Origin of the sequence: Microcoleus sp. S13C4, assembly GCF_036700865.1 — a bacterium.
Classification (GTDB): Bacteria; Cyanobacteriota; Cyanobacteriia; order Cyanobacteriales; family Microcoleaceae; genus Microcoleus.
In genome coordinates, this window is record NZ_JAUBPS010000066.1 from 1 (window position 1) to 21,140 (window position 21,140).

The following is a 21,140-nucleotide window of genomic DNA, read 5'->3' on the forward strand; positions in this document are numbered from 1 at the left end:
ATGAGGACGACCAGACATTGTAATTCTCTCCTTTACTTTTTACACAAGTCTATCACATCTTTAAAAAAATGGTATTAGATAGCTTTTGATACCAAATCCGCACAATCCCAGATTCCGCACCCCCCAACGGAGAGCATACACTGCAAGAGTCCGACTCGAAGTCGATCGTCCGAAACAATAGTGAATCAAAATATCGGAAATTATGTGTTACTGAGCATAAACCCGTTAGGAATTCCTAAAAATTAACGTTCGGGCATGAGGTAAATTTTATTAATCCATAAAATATCAAAAATCCCACCCAAACTAAGTATTAATTCCCAGCAGAATTGAGTTCGCATGATGAGAGTAGGCTTTTGGGCTTTTCTCACAATAAATTCATAAAATTTATTGCGACCAAACTAGATGGCAGGCCAGCTTACTACCCCTACTTTTAAGCCTAATAGTTCGGTTGCCTTGAAGCTGTCTACAGGCTTAGAAAATAAATATCCTTGCCCCAATTCACACCCCAAATCTCGCAGTTTCTGTAGCTGTGTTGGCGTTTCTATACCTTCTGCAACGATATCCATACCTCGGCTGCGAGCCAGCGTCACAATTGTCTGGATAATTTCTACGCCACTGTTGTCTACCCCAATGCGACTCACAAAAGAGCGGTCAATCTTTAAGGTATCAATGGGAAACTCGTGTAAGCGGCTTAAAGAAGAGTAGCCCGTACCAAAGTCATCGATACACAACTGAATGCCTAAAGCTTTTAGCTGCTTCAACATCTTTTCTTCCCTGGATACTGTTTCTAAAATGCAACTTTCAGTAATCTCTAGTTTTAGACAGTAGCTTGGAATGCCAGTCTGCTGCAAAATGTCCTCAATTCGATTGAGTAGATTTACTTGCTTTAGCTGCACGCCGGAAAGATTAACATTAATCGCCAAGGGAGGTGTTTGGGGAAACTCTTGCTGCCAAATACCGATTTGGTGACAAGCTTCCTGCAAAACCCACCACCCCAGTTCATTGATCAAACCAGTTTCTTCAGCCACAGGGATAAACTCAGCAGGCGGGTAGATAATGCCAGATGCGTGATGCCAGCGCACCAAAGCTTCAAAGCCACTCACTTGCCCCGTAGAAAGCGAGACAATTGGCTGGTAGTGAACGCAAAATTCTTGTAGTGCGATCGCCCTTCTCAAGTCGTTCTCCAACTGCAAGCGCGTCCTCGCCACAGTTTGCATCGCTGGATCGAAAACTTCGTAACGCCCTCTGCCTTGAGCTTTAGCATAATACATTGCGATATCCGCATCTCTGAGTATGTCTTCTGGGCGATCGTAACCCATTGTGCTAACGATAATTCCCATGCTGATCTCGGTAAATACTTCATAATCATTCAAATTAAACGGCTGCCTTAATTGATTTTGGATGCGTTCAGCCACCCTGTTTGGTTCATCAATATCTTTAATATCTTCTAGCAAGATCACAAATTCATCTCCTCCAAACCGCGCAACTGCATCTGTATGGCGCAAAGAAGCTTGCAGTTGACGAGCAACGCTTTTTAGTAATTCATCCCCAACCAAATGTCCGAGGCTATCATTGACTACTTTAAAGCGATCTAGGTCAATAAATAGCACCGCATATAGATAATCTTCACGTCTGTACGACAAGTCGATCGCCTGTTGCAGCCGATTCATAAACCAAGCGCGGTTAGGCAAATCCGTTAGCGCGTCGTGAAAAGCATCATGTCCTAATTTTTCTTCCCTTTGCAACAACTGAATTTGAGCCTGTTGAAGCTCATTGACGGCTTGTCTAAGTTCAGCCGTTTGAGAAGCCACCCGTTGCTCTAACTCAGAAGTGAGTTTCTGCAAGGCTGCTTCCGCCTCTCTTCGCGCTTCAATTTCTTCTTTCAGAAGCACATTTTGCTCTTCCAGCGTCTTGGTCAAATTTCGCAGTCCCAGGTGTAGTTGCACGCGAGCCAGGACTTCCTCTTGCTGAAAGGGTTTGGTAATATAATCTACTGCCCCCATTGACAAACCTTTAACCTTATCCACCCGATCCGTAAGAGCTGTCATAAAAATCACAGGGATATCTTTCGTGACCACCGATGCTTTTAAGCGGTAGCAGGTTTCAAAGCCATCTATCCCCGGCATCATCACATCTAACAATATGATATTTGGCGAAACTTCTTGTAACTTCTCAATAGCACTTTCCCCATCCTTAGCCACTAAAACCTTGAAGCCTGAATCCTTCAAAAAATCGAACAGAAGTTTTAGGTTATTCGGGTTATCGTCAACAATTAAAATTACATTTTCCTTTTGGTTAAGCATTTTATTTTCCAAAATGTGTCTTCATAAAAGCTAGTAGTTCTTTTTCTTCAAAATTTTTCGCAAATTGCAATATTTTATTAGAAAATGGTAAATAGTTTCCGTCTATCTGCTTGAGTCTATTGGCTTCCTGCTCAACAACTTCAATATCGCCGATCCGAGCCGCATTAAACAGCGCTACCAGCTCTGTTGATGGTGGTATCACAAGCTCACCACTCTGAACGTTTAATAAATCAGTGAAACCTTCCTGATGTGCGTTAGCCAAATCCGCAGGTTGGTCGTAAATCCATTCTATTTGTAAGTATTTTTTTAATACTTCTAGCAATTCTTCTACTTGGATAGGCTTTGACAGGAACTCGTTACAACCTGCTTCTTGGCTATTTTGCCGATCGAATTCAAACACGCTGGCGCTGGATGCTATCAATATTACATCCTTAAATTCTGATGACTGTCGGAAGCGCCGCGACATTTCAAATCCATCCATTACTGGCATCACTAAGTCTGTGATAATCAGATCGGGTTGAAAATCAATGGCTTTATTTAAACCCTCTTGTCCATTACAACCTTCCATGATTTTAAAACCTAGGGGCTCTAAAAAACTTCTAATAAAATTTTTATTTTGTAATAGATCGTCTACTAACAAAATTTTATTTTTATTTCCTTTAAAACCCGTTAAATTAAGTGAAGTATTTAGCGAAGGGTGAGCAATAAATTCAGATGATTGAGTTAACTCTAAATCAAAGGAAAAAATGCTGCCTTGACCGAATATACTTTCGACTTTTATTTCGCCTCCCATCATTTGAACAATTTTCTGTGCGATCGCTAATCCTAACCCAGTGCCTTCTGACTTGTGCTGGCTATTTCCGACTTGTTCAAAGGGTAAAAATATTTTTTCTAACTGTTCTGGTGCCATTCCAATCCCAGTATCTTGGATATGGAAACGAATTTTAGTACGTGGTGATTGGTCGGAGTCTTCCCCCTCACCTGTTACGCCTACCTTAAAAATAACACCACCTTTTTCTGTAAATTTAATAGCATTGCCCAAAAGGTTAATCAAAACTTGGCGCAGTCGTTTTTCATCAGCCTTGACAGCGTTAGGAAGTTGATTTAATACTTGATAACTAAAGGTAATTTCTTTTTCTTCAGCTCGGATGCGGCACATTTCCACAACCCCGATCACAAAAGAAGAAAAATTAAAAATGGAACTGTCAAGTTCCATTTTACTGGCTTCAATTTTAGAAATATCTAAAATATCGTTAATCAGAGTGAGTAAGTGCGAACCACACTGGTGAATAATTTGGATAGCATCTTTTTGTTTAGGAGTGGTAGTTTTATCGCGTTCCATAATTTGAGCGTATCCTAGGATTCCGTTCAGGGGAGTGCGGAGTTCATGGCTCATGTTCGCGAGGAATTCGCTCTTGGCATTGTTAGCAGTATCAGCGGCAACTTTGGCCTCTTTTAGCTCACTTGTTCGTTCTTCTACTCGATTTTCTAGCTCTGCATTGGTGTTTTCTAAAGCAGCAAAATACTCGCGCAATTGCTGTGCCATTTGGTTAAAAGATTGAGCAAGAACTGCCAGTTCATCTATCCCATTTACGTCTACTTTTTGGTTTAATTGACCGCTAGCGATCGCTCGACTCGCTTGACTCAAACGAAAAATAGGATGGGTAATCCAACGGGAGGCGAGAATTCCTAACAACGTCGCTAGCACTAACGCTAAAACGCAGAGTAGGATAGTGCTGCGGGTATTGGCATTGATTTGCTCCATAAAGTCGGCTTCGGGAACGACTACAACAATCAGCCAATCGAGACCTAGACCATCTTGGAATGGGGATACTTGCACAAATTCCCGCTGACCATCTAGGATGAAATTTAGTTGCTGGTTGCTGTCAATTTCGGTGAAGTTACCAAAGCGTTCTATTAAATGTTGCGCTGTACCCTTGATCAAAGGTACGCTGCTTTCAATCGCTTTTAATCTTTGCGTTTTTTGGCTATTTTTGGTTTTAATAAATGGCTGTTCGGCGGTGGATGAAGCTACTAGCAAGCCAGAGCGTTCTATGATGAAAGTCTTTCCCGATCTACCAATTTTTAAAGTTTGGAGAAAATCGCTGATTTTTGAGAGAAACAGATCGGTACTTACAACTCCTCGGAAAGTGCCATTTTTGTCGTAAACAGGTTGGCTAGCGGAGATTCCTAGGCTAGGTTGAATAAAATATTGATAAATTTTATTCCATTGGGGTTTGCCTGCAACTTTTGCGGCTTTATACCATGGTCGGATGCGGGGATCGTAGTCTGGGTGGGTTTCCTTAAACTGAGTCGGGTTGCCCTCTCTATCTACGCGGACAATCGTATTAATAAAATTAGTAGAGCGATCGGTTATTTCAATAACAACACTGCCATCATCCTTATATCCAGCACCCGCATATTCTTTTCTTTCCCCTCCAAAACTGATGTAACTAACGGTGGAAAATTGCTTGAGCTGCCAGAAGAAGTAACTTCTCATCGAACCCATATTCTCTGGATTCCATAATCCAAAGCGGCGAATGGCATCGACGCTGATGGCATTGACCAAATGGGGCGTTTCCAAGTAAGTGTTTAATTGTTGATTGATGCGGGCGACTACCTCCGTTCGTAATTGGCTAGTAACGTTGTTGACGGCTGTTTTGCCGTTGCGTAGCGAGAGCCAACCTGTCAGTCCCACAGCGGCAAAGATTTGCAGGACGAATGGTACGACTAAGACGACGCGCAGCGGGATTTTTTGAGGGCTTTTTGCAAGTTCATTCTCACTTGCGATTAGTGTCATGGCGGAGTCACTTTGGTATTTGGATTATTTCAATAACAACAGTCGCTCACCCTTGGTCATTTAAAGTCAGCTATAGGAAAATTATTGATTTCGCCTCTCTTGAACGCCAAGTGGTTTAAGGATATCTTATTGTTGAATAACCGGGCTGAAATGAGTGGGTAATACTGATACAGTTTGCAAATTTATGAAAAAAAAAAAGTTCCCCCATGTGAGACGAAATCTCCATAAATGTCAAATGCTATATTTTGCTTGGGGTTGCAGTGTAAGCCTACCTGCAGATTTCATGGATATTGAGTACACCTTCATTCACTTGTAGGTCTTGACCTCAATACTAATTGATCTAAGCATACAACTATAGTCAGAACTTACGAACTATAGGGTCTAAAACCCAGCTTCCCCGTGCTGCCCTTAAAAAGGGGGGGAACCGCTTCAAAAAACTGGGCACTTGAAAGCCCTCTTGGAAAAAGGGTTTGGCGGTTCTATGCGTAAGTCGTAACTGCTCAATAACCACTGGTAGAGGCGCTCCTCGTCAATCAGGTGTACTGAAGCGAGGAAAACACTTTCATGCTTGTTGTAGCATTCCTCTCCCAAATCTGGTTAAATCAAAATATGACACTTCCCTACCTAGCTATTGACATTCCCCAAGGGGAACGGACACCGTTGGGGAACTGGCTGCTGAACTTGATTGCTCAGCAGCCACAGCTACTTGGGCGTTGCTGAATCAAGGTATGATAAACTTATAGTGCGATCGCAGACAAGCGAAAATGATTTCTTTGATTTTGATACGGAACTGGAAAATCTGCAAATTTTAGATAGTGAATTAGTAACTGAATTGAATATCTTAGCAACTTGCTGTCTGATTTAGAATAACAAAGACTTTTGCGTTTTAGGCGAGCCAAATAATGCCTTAATCTTGTATTTTCACCCTCAACTCTTATCATATATGTTTTGCCGTGGAATCTGCTCGCCATCGAGAATAAACTTCGGGTAAACTTTCCACCCATCTGTCACATAAAAATGGCATTTCCATTTATTAACAATCTCCCATAGTGGTTCAAAGGTTTTGGCACTATGGTCGCCTAAAACCCATCCTATAATACCTGGTTTAAAATGGTCTACTGCTGTCAACAACCAGATTTTTTTTTGAGCTAACAAATGTTTCTCATTCATCTAATTATCCCACTTGTGGAGTTATTTCAGCCTCAACATTGGAGCATTAAAAACCAAATGTAGGGGAGTTTAGATGTTACCTTTAATGAATATAAATGTCGTATTCGTTCGTTAAATAGCCCTCACAATTTTGCTATAGTAAGACGGATGGCACTTAATGCTGTCAATCAAGAAACAACTCTTAAACGTAGCTTGCGACCAAAAAGAAAACGGGCTGCGATGAATGATGACTATATGATGCAAATTCTCAAGTGCTTTTGTCAAGCATGATGGAGATGCTCTTACCCTGACCGGGTTTCTGCGATAATTTACGCATCCTTACCGAGATTTTGAAAAGAAACCCGGTTTCTAACTCCCAGACGCCCGACGCTATCGCCCAACTTCAACTAAACCCAGCTAACCACAGCGGAAGCATCAACAGCAACCCGACAGAAGTGATGGCGATGCTGCTAGCTAATAAATCGCGATCGAGCTCGTAGACTTCTGCTAAAATCAGCACAGAAAGAGCTGTGGGCGTTCCCGACATCAACACCAACACGAACCTCGGATCGCCACTCAATCCGAAATAACTAGCACCCAATCCGATCAGCACCGGCACAATTACCACTTTTAACAGCGACGGGATTAAGGCCAGTTCAAAACTTTCCCATTTCTTAATAGACCTCAGCCGGATGCCAACCAGCAGCAAAGCACTGGCAATTACCACCCAAACAGCAGTCTGCAATACCGATTCCACTGTCTCGGGCAGGGGGATGTTTCTAGTATAAAAACCAATTAAAAATGCCCACAGGGCGGGAACTGTCAGTACGTCCCGGAGCTGAGTCCACCAGTGTTTTTTTTGCTCAGAGTTCCCGAAATAGCTAGCAATAAATACACCGAAACAATAAGTTCCAATAACGTTGTTAGTGACGCTGTACAATACAGCCCAGTTGCTGTTATCGGTGCTGATTATAGACGGGGTGATTGCTAATCCAACAAAGCCCGTATTCCCTAACATCGCAGCTAAGATAAAACTCCCTTCGCTCGATCGCTTCAGAGAATTAAAGTTTAATAAAAATAAATTTACTAGAGAATTTTTGCCCTGAAAATACGGCTTTTTGATGTGGGCCGCACTCAGCCTCCGCAATAATACCCAAGTCAGCCAAGCACAACTCGTGCTCAAAAATAACACGAATAGGGCGATCGCCGGCGTGAATCCCACAGCACCTGAAAAATCGCTCTGACGGGCTAAAACTAGAATTTGCAGCGGTATCCCAATCCAGAAAAGAAAGTGGCTCAGCAGCTTGGGAAAATCAACTGGGATGTACCGAAACAGCAGCAATCCTAAGCCAGTCCAGATAACTAGAGGCGTATAAGCGTGAAATAAGGTTTCAATCATAAAAATTTAACTTGACAATTGGAAATGCCTTTATGTATTAATAGTAATGCTAAAGCCCGTTTAATAAATGCGACTTATCGTTAGCGGAGCCCTCGAAGAGGATCGCACTTGCACGCTTTTTCCTCCTACCGTGTTCGCAGCAGTGCCAGCCCGAGAATTTCCGCCCAAATTCCCGCACCTTGCAGGGCACAATCCTCAGACTGGCAGCCCCAAATGCTTGCAGCTTTTTGCCTTCAGATTCACAAAACCTCTGTTAATTTGATAAATGTGCGATCGAGTTATCTTGCCTTGGACGAACTGATGTCCCACGTTTTCCTGCCATTTCTCTCGAACGGAAACAGGGCGAGACTAAAGCTACTGATGACTTGCACTCATTAATTCAATTTCAAAGCATTAACAGGCACCTCATCCCAAGAACTAACAGTCCGCAAAGTAGCAACCCAGCCCTGCTGTTTTTGCTCAGCCGTCAAATTGTTCTCAAAAGATTCGTGGCAATCCTTTGCTTGAGTCTCATCGCAACAAGCAATACAAGAATAAAGAATACCCGACGGATCGATTTGCTCGTTTACCCAAATAATCACGATCTACTCTCTCAATCAAAATCTACTGTTATTTAAATTTTCCTATAGTTTTGCCAATTATCTACTCGGATTTACGCAACCCAAGATTTGAGGCGCTACAGATTTGTTGTAAGGTGCTTGTGGCGCACCCTACAGATTCGTTGTAAGGCGCGCGGTACACACCTTGATTTCTTAGTCTCAAGCCAGAGGGACGAAAGTTTTTGTAGGATCGATTGCAATCGCCGAGTCTTATCGAGGGGTTTTTACAATTGTTTGGATGCCAAAGTTGCCAAAGACTCGCCCGCAACCCGGCAAATCCGCCAGTCGGGCATCACATCAGCACCGATACCCTTGTAAAATCCGATCGCCAATTCATTCCAATCCAAAACGCTCCATTCCAAACGCCCGCAGCCCCTTTCTACTGTCAACTGCGCTAAATAAACTATCAAAGACTTGCCAATTCCCCGCCCTCGAAACTCAGGGATCACAAACAAATCTTCCAAATATATTCCCGGCTGAGTCAAAAAAGTAGAATAATTGTAAAAAAACAGCGCCCAGCCCACCACTCGATTTTCGCACTCGGCTAAAATCGCTTCCGCAAAAGGTCGATCGCCAAACAAATGATGCTCCAAATCAACGGCATTGCCAGTAACGGCATGAGATAATTTTTCGTACTCAGCTAAAGCTTTAATCAAATCAAACAGCACCGGCACGTCGGCGCGGGTAGCTGGACGCAAAATTACCTCAGAAGACATAAATAAGTAAGTAGTACGCGACAATCAACAATTAAAAATACCACATCAAGACATTTTTAATTTGTAATTTTTAATTAAGTTTTTCCACCTTAAACCAGCATATTTACGGTGGCCTCAGAGTGCCACCCCACAATAATTTTAAGATTTTTCAAAATGCCAACTCAATGTTTTTTACTTTATTTCAACCAGCCCTTCAATCGTTCCGTCACTTGAGGGCGGCGCAGCTTTCGCATTGCCTTATTTTGAATTTGACGGACTCGTTCCCGGGACAAATTGAACAAACTGCTGACCTCTTCTAAAGTGTAAGGTTCGCCGGTCAGCAAACCATAACGCATAGCAACAATCTCTTTTTCCCGCTCAGTCAAAATACTGTCCAACACCTCCAAAATATCTTGGCGCATCATCATCTCATTCATTTGAGCTTCGGGAGATTGCGTCGCGTTATCTTCGAGAACATCCAAAAGTTCCGAACTTTCTTCTGAGCCGATGCGGTGGTTGAGAGACAAAGATTGCCGACGTACTTGCTGGAGGTAGCGAAGCTGTTCGCAAGTAACTTGCAGTTCTCTAGCAAGTTCAGTTTCAGTTGGATTGCGTTGAAGAGAACGCCTCAAATCCCGATAAACTTTTTTGAGTTTATTTAACTGTTCGACAATGTGAACCGGCAAGCGAATCGTCCGCCCTTGATTGGCAATTGTCCGGGTAATTCCTTGGCGAATCCACCAATAGGCATAAGTAGAAAACTTGTAACCCTTCTCCGGATCGAACTTTTCGGCAGCCCGATTCAAACCCAAAGCTCCTTCCTGAATTAAATCGAGAAAAGGCACGCCCCGATTGAGATAGCGTTTGGCAATCGAAACCACCAAGCGCAAATTCGAGCTGATCATTTTCCGTTTCGCCGACTGACACTGATGGCGAAGCTGTTGCAGTTGAGTTTCGCTCACCCCCAAAGCCGCTGCGATTTCAGCTTTTGTCGGCACTCTGTCGAATTCCTGCTGCAAACGCTGTTCTAGTTCATCCAGGGCTACCAATTCTTGAACGCGGCGCGCCAACTCCACCTCTTCGGTGGCAGTCAGTAGAGGATAGCGAGCCATTTCCTTGAACAAAGCTCCCACGGGATCGTCGGCAGACCAGTTGTTGTATGCTGACGATCGAGTTACGGTCGGACGATCGATCTCGGTGTCCTCATCCTCTGCGATCGCGAATGAGGCTTCGGGTGCCACCGCAAAACTGCCTAGGTCAGATTCTGCCATATGGTGCTTGGTGTCGGTGGAATGATTTGAAAAGTATCCCTTAACTTTAACCAATTTAACCGGAAATTTCCGAAATCCATCTAGAAGCCCGTGACAGAAATTAGATGGCCCCACTTTTAGACCTTTTTATTGAGTTCGAGCCAGTAAAGGAGCAGCCTGCAATAATTGCTGAGTGTAAGGGTGCTGCGGATTAGTAAAAATATCCCTAGTCTTACCGATTTCAACAATTTTTCCAGCATTCATTACCGCAATCCGATCGCAAAAAAATCTCGCCACCCACAAATCGTGCGTAATAAACAGATAAGTCAAATTAAATTCCTGCTTCAACTCCAACATCAACTCTAATACTTGAGTCTGCACGCTGGCATCCAGCATACTCACGGGTTCGTCGCAAATTATCAGTTGCGGCCGAGTAATCAAAGCGCGGGCGATCGAAACTCGCTGCTGTTGTCCTCCTGACAATTCCCCCGGATAGCGGCGAAAGAAATCCTCCCCTGGAGTTAAACCCACCCGCTCTAACATTTGGATTACTTGTTTTTTAGCTTCGCTACCATTAGCTAATTTGTGAATAAACAAAGGGTCAGCAATACTTTGGCCGACAGTCATCATCGGATTCAGGCAAGCGTGGGGGTCTTGAAAAATCATTTGCATTTCGCGGCGGTGCTTCCTCACAGCATCCCGGTTCAGGGCAGTTATATCTATTCCTTGAAATTCCACTTTGCCGCCAGTCGCGGTAATTAGCTGCAAAATTGTCCGTGACAAGGTACTTTTGCCGCAGCCGGACTCCCCCACTAGCCCTAGGGTTTCTCCCCGTTGTAGCTCTAAACTAACGCCGTCTACTGCTTTAATTACCTGGCGATTCCTGGAAAACAACTGATCTAATAAATTGCTTTCTAAACTGTAGTGTTGCTGCAAATTCGTTACGGTCAAAAGAGGCGAATTTGTTAAGTTTGCAGTAACGACTTCAGTCTTGATTTCCTCGAATGCTAACCCTTTGTCAGAATCGGCTTGAATGTGCAAAGCTGCTTTGAGGAGCGATCGAGTATATTCGTGCTGCGGCTTTTCAAAAACGTTTTGCACCGGCCCTGTTTCTACGACTTTACCGCCGTACATCACCGCAATGCGATCGCAATACTCAGCCACCATCGCCAAATCGTGAGAAATCAACAAAATAGCCGTTCCCCGTTCCTCACAAAGTCTGGTTAATTCCTGCAAAATCTGAGAGGCGACAGTTACGTCCAAACTTGTAGTCGGTTCGTCGGCCACAATTAATTTGGGATCGAGCAAAAGAGCCAAAGCAATTGCTACTCTTTGCCGCATTCCGCCGCTAAATTCGTGGGGAAATTGCGACCAGCGAGACGCGGGAATTTTCACAGCTTCCAGAGTTGCGATCGCCCGTTTCTTAGCTTGCTTGCGATCCAAATTCGGTCTGTGAGCTTGCAAAGTCTCGATGCAATGTTCTCCTACAGTCATCAAAGGATCGAGACGAGTCATCGGATCTTGAAAAATCAATGCTACAGCTTCGCCCCGAAACCGTCTCAGCCGCGAAGCATTCATATCAAACACTGACTCTCCAGCAAAACTAACTCGCCCCTCAATCAGCGTTGAATCCGGCAGCAACCGCATCGCCGCCCTTCCCAAAGTTGACTTACCGCACCCAGACTCCCCAACTAATCCGAGCTTTTCCCCCGGTTTCAGCGTCAGGGAAACCCCGTCAACGGCCCAACCGGATTGGCCCCGCCGCTGAGGATAAGCTACTCGCAGATTGTCAACGGAAAATAGAGAAGAGTCATTAGTCATTAGTCCTTAGTCCTTAGTCTGTTGTCGGTTGTCGGTTGTCTGTTGTCTGTTGTCTGTTGACAGTTGACAGTTGACAGTTGACAGTTGACGGTTGACGGTTGACTGTTAACTGTTAACTGTTAACTGTTGTCTGTTGTCGGTTGTCTGTTGACTGTTAACTGTTAACTGTTGTCTGTTGTTATTTATTATTTATCAATATACGGGCGGTTAGTTGTTAGTTATTAGTATTTTTCAGGACTTATTAGTTATTGGCAAGAGACCGATAGGCTGTTTGTAAATACCAAGATAAATTGCTACTAACAACGATTTTATTACTACATCATTAACCGACCAACCGCTTACTAACAACAGTCAACAGTCAACCGTTAACAGTCAACCGTCAACAGTTTGTAAATACCAATATAAATTGCTACTAACAAAGATTTTATTACTACATCATTAACCGACCAACCGCTTAATAACAACAGTCAACAGTCAACCGTCAACAGTCAACTGTCAACAGTCAACTGACTAAATTTCCCTTCGCTTCAACTCAGCTCTCCGCAGTATGTAAGTAGCCGCACAATCTGCGTGAGGATGGTCTGCTAAAACTTCCGCGAGTTCCAACACATATCCGGCGATATCCGGCCCCAGCTTCTCAGTCAGCACTTGACGTTCCCGAGAGGCGAGTTCTTGCACCCGGGCCTTAGCTTGCCAATTCGGAGAAAACATCTTGTCAATCTCGGTGTGGAATCCCAGACTTTCGAGAATGTCCCACTCGCCGTTATCGCACCAAATGCCCCCGCACAACATACAGCGCTCTATGTAAAAGGGCACTCTGCTGAAAGGAACTTTCGCCCGCGACAGATAGTGACCGTCTTCGGGACACAGCGCTGCTTTGCTGTCGTAGACAGACGGCGTGAATTCTATGCCGAGAGTCGCTGTCGCATCAGGCTTCTCGGATTTGTTGTACCACTGGCTCTGCTCTTTTTGCCAAGCTTCGTATTCTCTCCCTGGAATCCAGATACCGTAACAGTTGGGACACCACTGCACTGACATACTGCCGGCTAAGGTGCCGCCTTCTAAATTGGGATGTTTACATTTTGGACATTCCACCGCTTTATTTCTCCTTGCCTTATTAATTCCCTGTTAATTCAATTATTAATTCTGTATCTCGGCGGGCCCTGAAGAACCAGAATTTTTTTGCAGCAGCGCGCCACAGTAGCCAATTAGCGTGTTAAGCCGCGCGATCGCCGCAGTTTGCCTCGCCTTTACTGTCGCTGGCTGGCGCGACGCTTGCAAAAACGTGACATCTGTCCCCAATAACCGCAGTTGCTTGTGAATTTCCGTCAAATAGGACTGCTCTGGGGGTGTTTCTGAGGCGTCTAACTCATCGCTTTCGGCTCTCATAATTTGGTTTCCGAAAAATTGTTGCACTTTTGTGTATTCGATCGCCAGCGCGGCCCGATCCAGATTATCCTGTGCAGCAGTTCTTTGTAGTTGTTCTAGTGCTTGCTTTAATTGTTGGTAGCACTGGCGGCGGTCTTCGGACAATATCATGATTTTGTAAACAAATTTGTATTTATAATCAAAGTAGATTCTTGCTTAAGGTTTGCTCATATTCAGGGAAGCCGTGCCTTTTTGCAGCAATTCCCTGTTTTTTGAGAACTTTTTTTGATTGGCTGCCCTGACTCGACCCTTCTGGCTCCTGCTTTTAGTTGAGCGTTGCCCGTAAATGCCGATCGCCCGCTACCTCAAATGCTACCGCCAAAATATACTTATTTTACCCGATCGACAGACTGCGGCGGCGGCAGTGATGTCACTATATTTTCCTACCTGCGAGGGGGGGCGACTCGGAATTAGATAGGTATAGTTAACACAAAAATCGACTATTTTTTTGAATTGCAAATTGTGGTCTTCAAGTAGTTTAGTATAACTAAACACATAATTTCGGCAATTCAACCGGAAACCGGCTTTTAACCATTTGTATTTCTAAGTTTTAAAGGTGTACCCCATGAACGCGAACACTCTGACTCCCTCTCCTTCGATCGATCCTGCCGTCGTTCCCGATTGGCTGCAAGAATGCCTAAATACTCGATCGCAGCCTGATGCGGGCCCTAACCCGAATTGTTCGGCTGACGACAGCTTAATTTGTCGGGCCTTTGAATTTGCCCGCGACTTGCACGAAGGACAATACCGCAAATCAGGAGAACCTTACATTTGCCATCCGGTAGCTGTCGCTGGAATACTCCGGTATATGGGTGGCAACAACGTCATGATTGCAGCGGGCTTCCTCCACGACATTGTTGAAGATACGGATATTACTCTCGAAGAAATAGAACAGCGGTTCGGTGCGGAAGTGCGACAGTTGGTTGAAGGTGTCACCAAGCTTTCTAAGTTTAATTTTTCCAGCAAAACAGAGCGCCTTGCGGAAAATTTCCGCCGAATGTTCCTAGCAATGGCTAAAGATATTCGCGTCATTGTCGTCAAACTTGCAGATCGGCTGCACAACATGAGGACTTTGGAGCATTTGTCCGAGGAAAAGCAGCGCACTATTGCCCTAGAAACCCGAGATATTTTTGCTCCCCTAGCGAACCGTTTGGGTATTGGCCGCTTTAAGTGGGAATTGGAAGATTTAGCGTTTAAATACCTGGAACCGGAGGCTTACCGCGAAATTCAGGAATTGGTAGCCGAGAAGCGAGGCGATCGAGAAACTCAACTCGCAGAAGTCACAGATAGTTTGCGAGAAAGGCTTGACAATTTAGGCATTAAATGCTACGAAGTTAGCGGTCGTCCCAAACATTTGTACGGGATTTATGGGAAGATGCAGCGCCGCCAAAAAGGGTTTAAGCAAGTGTACGATATTGCGGCGGTGCGGATCATAGTAGAAACCAATGATGACTGTTATCGGGCTTTGGCGATCGTCCACGATTCTTTCCGCCCGATTCCCGGTCGCTTTAAAGATTATATCGGTTTACCAAAAGCCAACCGCTACCAATCTTTGCACACCGGAGTAATCGGAACCAGCGGCCGCCCCATCGAAGTGCAAATTCGCACCGTAGCAATGCACCACATTGCAGAATACGGCATTGCCGCCCACTGGAAATACAAAGAAACTGGCGGTTCTAACACAAAAGTCACCGGCGACGACGAAAAATTTACTTGGCTGCGACAACTCCTTGAATGGCAAAGCGACCTCAAAGACGATCGCGAATATTTACAAAGCATTAAGGACAACTTATTCGACGAAGATATCTACGTTTTTACTCCTAACGGAGACGTGATTGCTCTCAATAGCGGGTCCACTCCCGTAGATTTTGCTTACCGCATTCACACAGAAATTGGCAATCGCTGCACCGGTGCCAGAGTAAACGGCCGAATGGTAACACTAGACAAGGTTTTAAAGAACGGCGATATTGTAGAAATCTTGACCCAAAAGAATGGTCATCCGAGTTCCGACTGGCTAAATTTTGTCAAGACAAACGGAGCAAAAAACCGAATTCGTCAGTGGTTGAAGCGATCGCACCGAGATGAAAATCTCGCTCGGGGACGGGAATTGCTGGAAAAAGAATTAGGTAAAAACGGCTTAGAATCTTTGCTGAAATCTGAACCCATGCAGTCTGTGGCTCAGCGCTGCAACTACCACAGCGTCGAAGATTTAATCGCCGGTTTGGGCTACGGCGAAGTGACTCTAAATCTCGTAGTAAATCGACTGCGAGATTTAGTAAAAGTGCAGCAAAAAATTGAAGCTGCTCCCGCAGGAGGACAGGAAGTACCCCAGCTAATACCTGCATCGACGACACCGAAACCAGTACCGAGTTCATCTCCGAGCAAATCGCCGATCGCAGGTGTAGAGGGATTGCTCTACCATTTATCCGGCTGTTGTTGTCCCATTCCTGGGGAAGCAATTATTGGAGTTGTGACTCGCACTCGCGGAATTTCGATTCACCGGCAAGGCTGTTCAAATGTTGAGAGCGTACCGGGCGATCGGTTAGTTCCTGTGAGTTGGAATTCGAGCGATCGCAATGCTAGCCGCCCGAATACTTATGCAGTCAACATTCAAATTGAGGCTCTCGATCGAGTAGGAGTTCTTAACGATGTATTGTCGCATTTAAAGGACAACAAAGTCAACGTCCGCAGCGCTCAAGTAAAAACCTATCCCGGTTTGCCCGCATTAATTGACTTGTGCATGGATATTGAGGATAAGGAACAGTTCGAGCGGACTTGTATGCAAATTAAAAAGATGAGCGATATTTTGAATTTGCGGCGGCTGAGTCAAGTGAGTTAGGAGTGCAGTCTAATATCAAATCCGGTTGCATCGGAATGATATAGAGGACACGGCAATGCCGTGTCCCTACCGAAAATAATATTGTAGGGACACGGCATTGCCGTGTCCTAATTTTGGCTAATAATTCCGATGCTAGCGGAAACGATATAACTGTATTGTAGGGTGCGCGCGCGGCGCACCTTACCATGCGCTAACAAAAGGTTAATCCCATGAAATTTGAATTTTTTTCAGAGGTAGCATTGCGCGAAGACATTCCCAAATACAATCTACAAAAAGGTGCTACAGCAACTATTGTTGAGCATTACCCGATGCCTGAAGGTGAAGAAGACAGTTATAGCTTAGAGGGTTTCAATGTCGAAGCAATTACGGTTGAAGTTGCAGAGTCGCAAATAGAAGCAATAAAAGCTGCTGTTTTGCAACGAAAGAAAAGTAGGCTGACGGGAGAATATACTAAAATTTAAACCGTTTATTTCGCCGGAGTTACTGGCTTTGACTCGCCCAGCTTTTGCTGCAAAAACTCCTGGGCTACTTCTCCAGCTTCCTGCTGTTTCTTATCAACTTGATAATTGAGTCGTCGCATATCTTCCTCGGAGATTTTGCCGCCCAATTCTGCGAGGACTGGACGCAATTCCGGGTATTTTTCCAAAATTTGCGATCGCACAACCGGAACTGCTTCGTAGGGCGGGAAATAGTTCTTGTCATCTTTGAGAACTACTAAACCTAAACTTTGAATCAAACCGTCCGTCGTATTACCAGCAATCACATCTACTTCTTTTTGTTGCAGCGCTTGATAAAGCAATCCTAACAGCAACTCCTTCGGTTCTTCTCGAAACTTAATCCCGTAAGTTTTAGCTAATCCGGGAAATCCATCTTCTCTCTCCTTAAATTCTGGGCCGAAAGCAGCCCGGAGGTTAGGTGCAGCTTTCCCAAGTTGCGAGAGAGTTTGTAAATTGAGTTTTTTGGCATCGTCTCCCCGGACAATAATCGCAAAACTGTTATTAAATCCCAGTGGTTCCGTCCATTCTGCTTTAAACTGTTTGGGATATTCTTGTTTGAGGTAATCGAGGACTTTTTTGGGGTCAGAAATCGGCTTTTGTTTGAGCAGGTTGGCGTAAGCAGTGCCCGTGTATTCGACATACAAGTCGATTTTACCTGTTATTAGAGATTGATGGCAAAGCGAGCCGCCGAGATTCAGTTCTCGTTCTACTTTGATATCTGTTTTAGCTTCGATATGGCGTGCTAAAATTTCTGCGAGGATGACTTGTTCGGTAAAGTCTTTCGAGCAGATGACAACTTGCTTTTGGGGCTTAGAGGTACATCCTGCTACTGCAAGCAAGCAAAGCAGCCAGCAGGAATAGAAAAAAAAATCGTTTTTAGAGATTTTCATGACTTAACTCACATTAAAATCTACACTTAATACCTTATAAGTTATAGCATAAAGCCAATATCCCCGACTTATTGAAGAAGTCGGGAATCTAACACCGATCGCACTTTACCCAAGTTCCGTTTTCCTGTTGTAACATTTATTGATAGACATGGAGGAATAAATATGGTAATCAGAGTCAGCGATATTATCCAGCGGCAGCGGCAATTTTTTGCTACTGGGAAAACTAAGGATGTGGATTTTCGGATCGAACAACTGAAAAACCTCAAAAGTGCGATCGTTTCCAATCAATCACGGATTGTGGATGCTGTCAAGGCTGATTTGAACAGGCCGGAGTACGAGGCTTATTTTGAAATTGCTGCGATCGCAGAAGTTAATTATGCCATCAAAAATGTTAAATCGTGGGCAAAGCCGAAAAAAGTGCCTACTTCGATCGATCAATTCCCAGCATCGGCCCGCATTTACCCTGAACCTTTGGGCGTAGTTTTAATCATCGGGCCTTGGAATTACCCATTTCAGCTAATGATATCACCCTTGGTCGGGGCGATCGCCGCAGGCAATTGCGCCATCCTCAAACCTTCAGAAATCGCCTTGCACACGTCGGCTGTTGTCGCCGACATGATTACCAAAACCTTCGATCCCGCTTATGTAGCAGCCGTCGAAGGAGGAGTCGAAATCAGCCAACAATTATTAGCCGAAAAATTCGACCACATCTTCTTTACAGGCGGCACAAAAATCGGTAAAATAGTCATGGAAGCCGCCGCCAAACACCTGACACCTGTCACATTAGAATTAGGCGGCAAAACTCCTTGCATTGTAGACTCAGATATTCAAGTTGAATACACTGCTAAACGCATTGCGTGGGGCAAATTCATCAATGCCGGTCAAACTTGTATCGCTCCCGATTACCTGTTAGTTGATAAAAAAGTTAAACCGGATTTGATGAAAGCAATTAAAACAGCAATTCACGGATTTTACGGCGATGAGCCACAGAAAAGTCCCGACTATTCCCGAATAATCAATCAGCATCATTTAGGACGTTTGGCAGAGTTTATCAAAGACGGAGAAATTGTCGTCGGCGGTCAAACAAACCCGGAAGATAAATATATTGCACCGACGGTTATCGACAAAGTTTCCTGGGATGCGCCTGTGATGAAGGATGAGATTTTTGGGCCGATTTTGCCAGTTTTGGAGTATGATGATTTCGGGGAGGCGATCGCCCAAATCAACGCCCGTCCCAAACCCCTAGCTTTGTATTTGTTCTCGAAGGATAAAGAGAAACAAGAGCGAGTTTTGCGGGAAACTTCTTCAGGCGGAGTTTGCATAAACGACACGGTTATGCAAGTCGGAGTAACAAGTTTACCTTTTGGCGGAGTTGGCGACAGCGGCATCGGCACCTATCACGGCAAAGCAAGTTTTGACACCTTTTCGCATCAAAAAAGCGTGCTGCAAAAGTCATTTTTACTTGACTTAAAATGGCGGTACGCTCCCTATCTAGGTAAGTTGGATTTGATTAAGAAAATTATCGGTTGAGTGATCGCACTTGCAGGGGCGGGTTCGCCAACGTTTACAATATCAGCAAGATAGCCCAATCAACCCGCCCCTTCCTGATATTATCGGTTAAGCGATTCCACGGTGAACGATTATTTCCATAAATTTTAAATGATTGCTCATCTGTTTTTTGAACGATTTCCATCACACTCTGTACGTCACTCCTAAATAACAGTTGCCCCATCCAAAATAATTCACATGAGAAATGTCTATAATATCTTTTAGAATCCGATCGCTAACAAGCAATTTATGGAACCTTTAGCAAAAGAACGCTGTGCCGCCTGCCGCCCAAACTCTCCCCGCGTCACAGCTTACGAAATTGTCCAACTCAAACCTCAAATTCCCGACTGGAATTTCATCGAAAAAAATGGCATTCCCCAAATAGAACGCACCTACGAATTCCCGGATTTCAAAAGTGCGATCGCCTTTACAAACAGCGTCGGCGAAGCAGCAGAAACCGAAGGACATCACCCCGCACTGTTAACCGAGTGGGGAAAAGTTACCGTTACTTGGTGGACTCACGAGATTTCTGGACTGCACCGGAATGATTTTATTATGGCTGCGAAAACAGATGCGATCGCCAATCAATTCCCAAAATAAAATCAGACTTATAGCCCGATCGTAGTCTAAGAAAGCACTGCCCTGGGCACTGGGGAATGCGGTTGATTGGCATTATTCAAAAACTCCAGATTCAGTCGGTAGCCGACATTCCGTACAGTTTGAATCAGGCTCGGCTGTCGCGGGTCGATTTCGATTTTTTTACGCAGAGAGAGTACGTGAGTGTCGATCGTCCGGGGGTTATCAATCGCATCGGGCCACGCCCTCCGCAGCAAATCCGAGCGCGACAGCGGCACTCCTCCAGCTTGAGCTAGCACGTACAGCAGGCTAAATTCCTGGGGAGTCAGCTCAATATGTTCCTCGTACAACCTGACTCGGCGCTGCACCAAATCAATTTTCAGCAACCCGCACTCCAGCGTCGCCGGCGGTACCATCGTGCGGTTGCGGCGCATCAGAGCTTCCACCCTCGCCATAAACTCTTGCATCCCAAAGGGTTTAGTCAGGTAATCGTCTGCCCCCGCCTTCAAACCTTCAACAATATCCGATTCCGAATTCCGCGCTGACAGCATCAAAATCAGCGACTGCTGCTGCTGTTGCAGCCAGTTGCAAAATTCCAAACCGTCCCCATCCGGCAATTGGGCATCCAGAATGACTAGGGTTGGCTGACGGCTGAAAAATATTTCCCTAGCGTGACTGATATCCGCTGACTGGTGCACCCAGTGACCGACTTGCTGTAGATGCCAGCCCAAGAGCGATCGCAGGTGCGGATTCCCTTCAACAATTGAAATACTTGCAGATTCCACAGAGGCGAGCTTCCCATATCACTAATTGCTACAAGGTTAACAGAGCTTTTGTCAAGCTTTTGTAACCATCGCTACTCAAGCATGAGCTGGATTTAAAGCAGCGGACATACCTCGGCTAGGAATTTTAAATATTGGGTTAATTTGGCAGGGTCAGCCTGCAGAAAGGTTAAATCATTCTGGCGATGAGCTTACAATGAAAATAAGACAGTGTAAAGCCGATCGACCCCATGCCCCAACCGCCTGCCCAAAGCGATCCCCCCGACCCAGCCCCCACTCCCAGGAGGTTGACAAATCGCGCAAGTGAAACTAGAATTCCTCCAACCGTTCGCTCGGTAGCCGGAACACTCAGACACTTTAACCGCAAAATTCAGCAACATCCCGACTCCATTAAACGCACAGCGAATTATCTAGGTGCGCGCAAAAAGTCGAGCAACTGCATTGCAACGAGTGAAATTTTTTATGGAGGGTAGCCTGTTGAGCAGGGTAAAAACTTTTATTTAGAAATAGCCTTAAGCTGAGCCACTCAGCATCAATCGAGGCCGTTCCTAAATCCCGCCGTCA

At 44.8% G+C, this 21,140-nt stretch carries 16 protein-coding genes and 2 pseudogenes; 6 read left to right on the forward strand and 12 right to left on the reverse strand.

Annotation, left to right across the window (positions count from 1 at the left end; translation table 11 throughout):
• Positions 1–398: 398 nt before the first annotated feature.
• Positions 399–2,303, reverse strand: coding sequence for an EAL domain-containing protein (locus QT996_RS22620; protein WP_333049123.1), 1,905 nt, complete (start codon positions 2,301–2,303; stop codon positions 399–401).
• A gap of 1 nt (position 2,304) precedes the next feature.
• On the reverse strand, positions 2,305–5,103 hold the full coding sequence (locus QT996_RS22625; RefSeq protein WP_333049126.1) for an ATP-binding protein: 2,799 nt from the start codon (positions 5,101–5,103) through the stop codon (positions 2,305–2,307).
• A gap of 564 nt (positions 5,104–5,667) precedes the next feature.
• Between QT996_RS22625 and QT996_RS22630 the strand changes: the two genes are divergently transcribed.
• Entirely contained in the window at positions 5,668–5,823 is a 156-nt protein-coding gene (locus QT996_RS22630) for a hypothetical protein (RefSeq protein ID WP_333049127.1), read from the forward strand.
• Positions 5,824–5,840: 17 nt separating this feature from the next.
• Here the strand turns inward: QT996_RS22630 and QT996_RS22635 are convergent.
• Positions 5,841–6,249: pseudogene (locus QT996_RS22635) on the reverse strand (IS1 family transposase); the annotation flags it as partial.
• A 60-nt stretch (positions 6,250–6,309) separates the two neighbouring features.
• On the opposite strand from QT996_RS22635, the pseudogene QT996_RS22640 reads away from it, so the two are divergent.
• Positions 6,310–6,543: pseudogene (locus tag QT996_RS22640) on the forward strand (transposase); the annotation flags it as partial.
• A gap of 112 nt (positions 6,544–6,655) precedes the next feature.
• Here QT996_RS22640 and QT996_RS22645 read toward each other — a convergent pair.
• From QT996_RS22645 to patD, 7 genes are all read right to left on the reverse strand, one after another.
• On the reverse strand, positions 6,656–7,651 hold the full coding sequence (locus QT996_RS22645; protein WP_333049129.1) for an AEC family transporter: 996 nt from the start codon (positions 7,649–7,651) through the stop codon (positions 6,656–6,658).
• A 374-nt stretch (positions 7,652–8,025) separates the two neighbouring features.
• Positions 8,026–8,232: a glycogen debranching protein gene (locus tag QT996_RS22650; protein WP_333049131.1), complete on the reverse strand. Its 207-nt coding sequence runs from the start codon at positions 8,230–8,232 to the stop codon at positions 8,026–8,028.
• A gap of 242 nt (positions 8,233–8,474) precedes the next feature.
• Complete coding sequence (locus tag QT996_RS22655; RefSeq protein ID WP_333049132.1) at positions 8,475–8,966, reverse strand: GNAT family N-acetyltransferase; 492 nt, start codon at positions 8,964–8,966, stop codon at positions 8,475–8,477.
• Positions 8,967–9,142: 176 nt separating this feature from the next.
• Positions 9,143–10,216, reverse strand: a complete 1,074-nt coding sequence (locus tag QT996_RS22660; protein ID WP_333049133.1) for an RNA polymerase sigma factor, RpoD/SigA family — start codon at positions 10,214–10,216, stop codon at positions 9,143–9,145.
• A gap of 126 nt (positions 10,217–10,342) precedes the next feature.
• Complete coding sequence (locus QT996_RS22665; protein ID WP_333049136.1) at positions 10,343–12,016, reverse strand: ABC transporter ATP-binding protein; 1,674 nt, start codon at positions 12,014–12,016, stop codon at positions 10,343–10,345.
• A 510-nt stretch (positions 12,017–12,526) separates the two neighbouring features.
• Entirely contained in the window at positions 12,527–13,111 is a 585-nt protein-coding gene (locus QT996_RS22670; protein WP_333049138.1) for a zf-TFIIB domain-containing protein, read from the reverse strand.
• A gap of 45 nt (positions 13,112–13,156) precedes the next feature.
• Positions 13,157–13,555 carry a heterocyst frequency control protein PatD gene (gene patD, locus QT996_RS22675; RefSeq protein ID WP_333049139.1) on the reverse strand — a complete coding sequence of 133 codons (399 nt, stop codon included), beginning with the start codon at positions 13,553–13,555 and terminating at the stop codon, positions 13,157–13,159.
• A 454-nt stretch (positions 13,556–14,009) separates the two neighbouring features.
• On the opposite strand from patD, the gene QT996_RS22680 reads away from it, so the two are divergent.
• The gene (locus tag QT996_RS22680; protein WP_333049143.1) at positions 14,010–16,283 is read left to right on the forward strand and encodes a bifunctional (p)ppGpp synthetase/guanosine-3',5'-bis(diphosphate) 3'-pyrophosphohydrolase; all 2,274 of its coding nucleotides are present in this window, start codon (positions 14,010–14,012) and stop codon (positions 16,281–16,283) included.
• Positions 16,284–16,492: 209 nt separating this feature from the next.
• Positions 16,493–16,744 carry a DUF4926 domain-containing protein gene (locus tag QT996_RS22685; RefSeq protein ID WP_333049146.1) on the forward strand — a complete coding sequence of 84 codons (252 nt, stop codon included), beginning with the start codon at positions 16,493–16,495 and terminating at the stop codon, positions 16,742–16,744.
• Between the two features lie 5 nt (positions 16,745–16,749).
• Here the strand turns inward: QT996_RS22685 and QT996_RS22690 are convergent, their stop codons facing one another.
• Entirely contained in the window at positions 16,750–17,670 is a 921-nt protein-coding gene (locus QT996_RS22690; protein ID WP_333049147.1) for a glycine betaine ABC transporter substrate-binding protein, read from the reverse strand.
• A gap of 162 nt (positions 17,671–17,832) precedes the next feature.
• Here QT996_RS22690 and QT996_RS22695 point away from each other — a divergent pair, with 162 nt between their 5' ends.
• Together QT996_RS22695 and QT996_RS22700 are read left to right on the forward strand one after the other, a co-directional pair.
• Entirely contained in the window at positions 17,833–19,200 is a 1,368-nt protein-coding gene (locus QT996_RS22695) for an aldehyde dehydrogenase (RefSeq protein ID WP_333049149.1), read from the forward strand.
• A gap of 267 nt (positions 19,201–19,467) precedes the next feature.
• Positions 19,468–19,818: a 4a-hydroxytetrahydrobiopterin dehydratase gene (locus QT996_RS22700; RefSeq protein WP_333049151.1), complete on the forward strand. Its 351-nt coding sequence runs from the start codon at positions 19,468–19,470 to the stop codon at positions 19,816–19,818.
• A gap of 26 nt (positions 19,819–19,844) precedes the next feature.
• Here the strand turns inward: QT996_RS22700 and QT996_RS22705 are convergent, their stop codons facing one another.
• The gene (locus QT996_RS22705; protein ID WP_333049152.1) at positions 19,845–20,579 is read right to left on the reverse strand and encodes a response regulator transcription factor; all 735 of its coding nucleotides are present in this window, start codon (positions 20,577–20,579) and stop codon (positions 19,845–19,847) included.
• Positions 20,580–21,140: the final 561 nt, after the last annotated feature.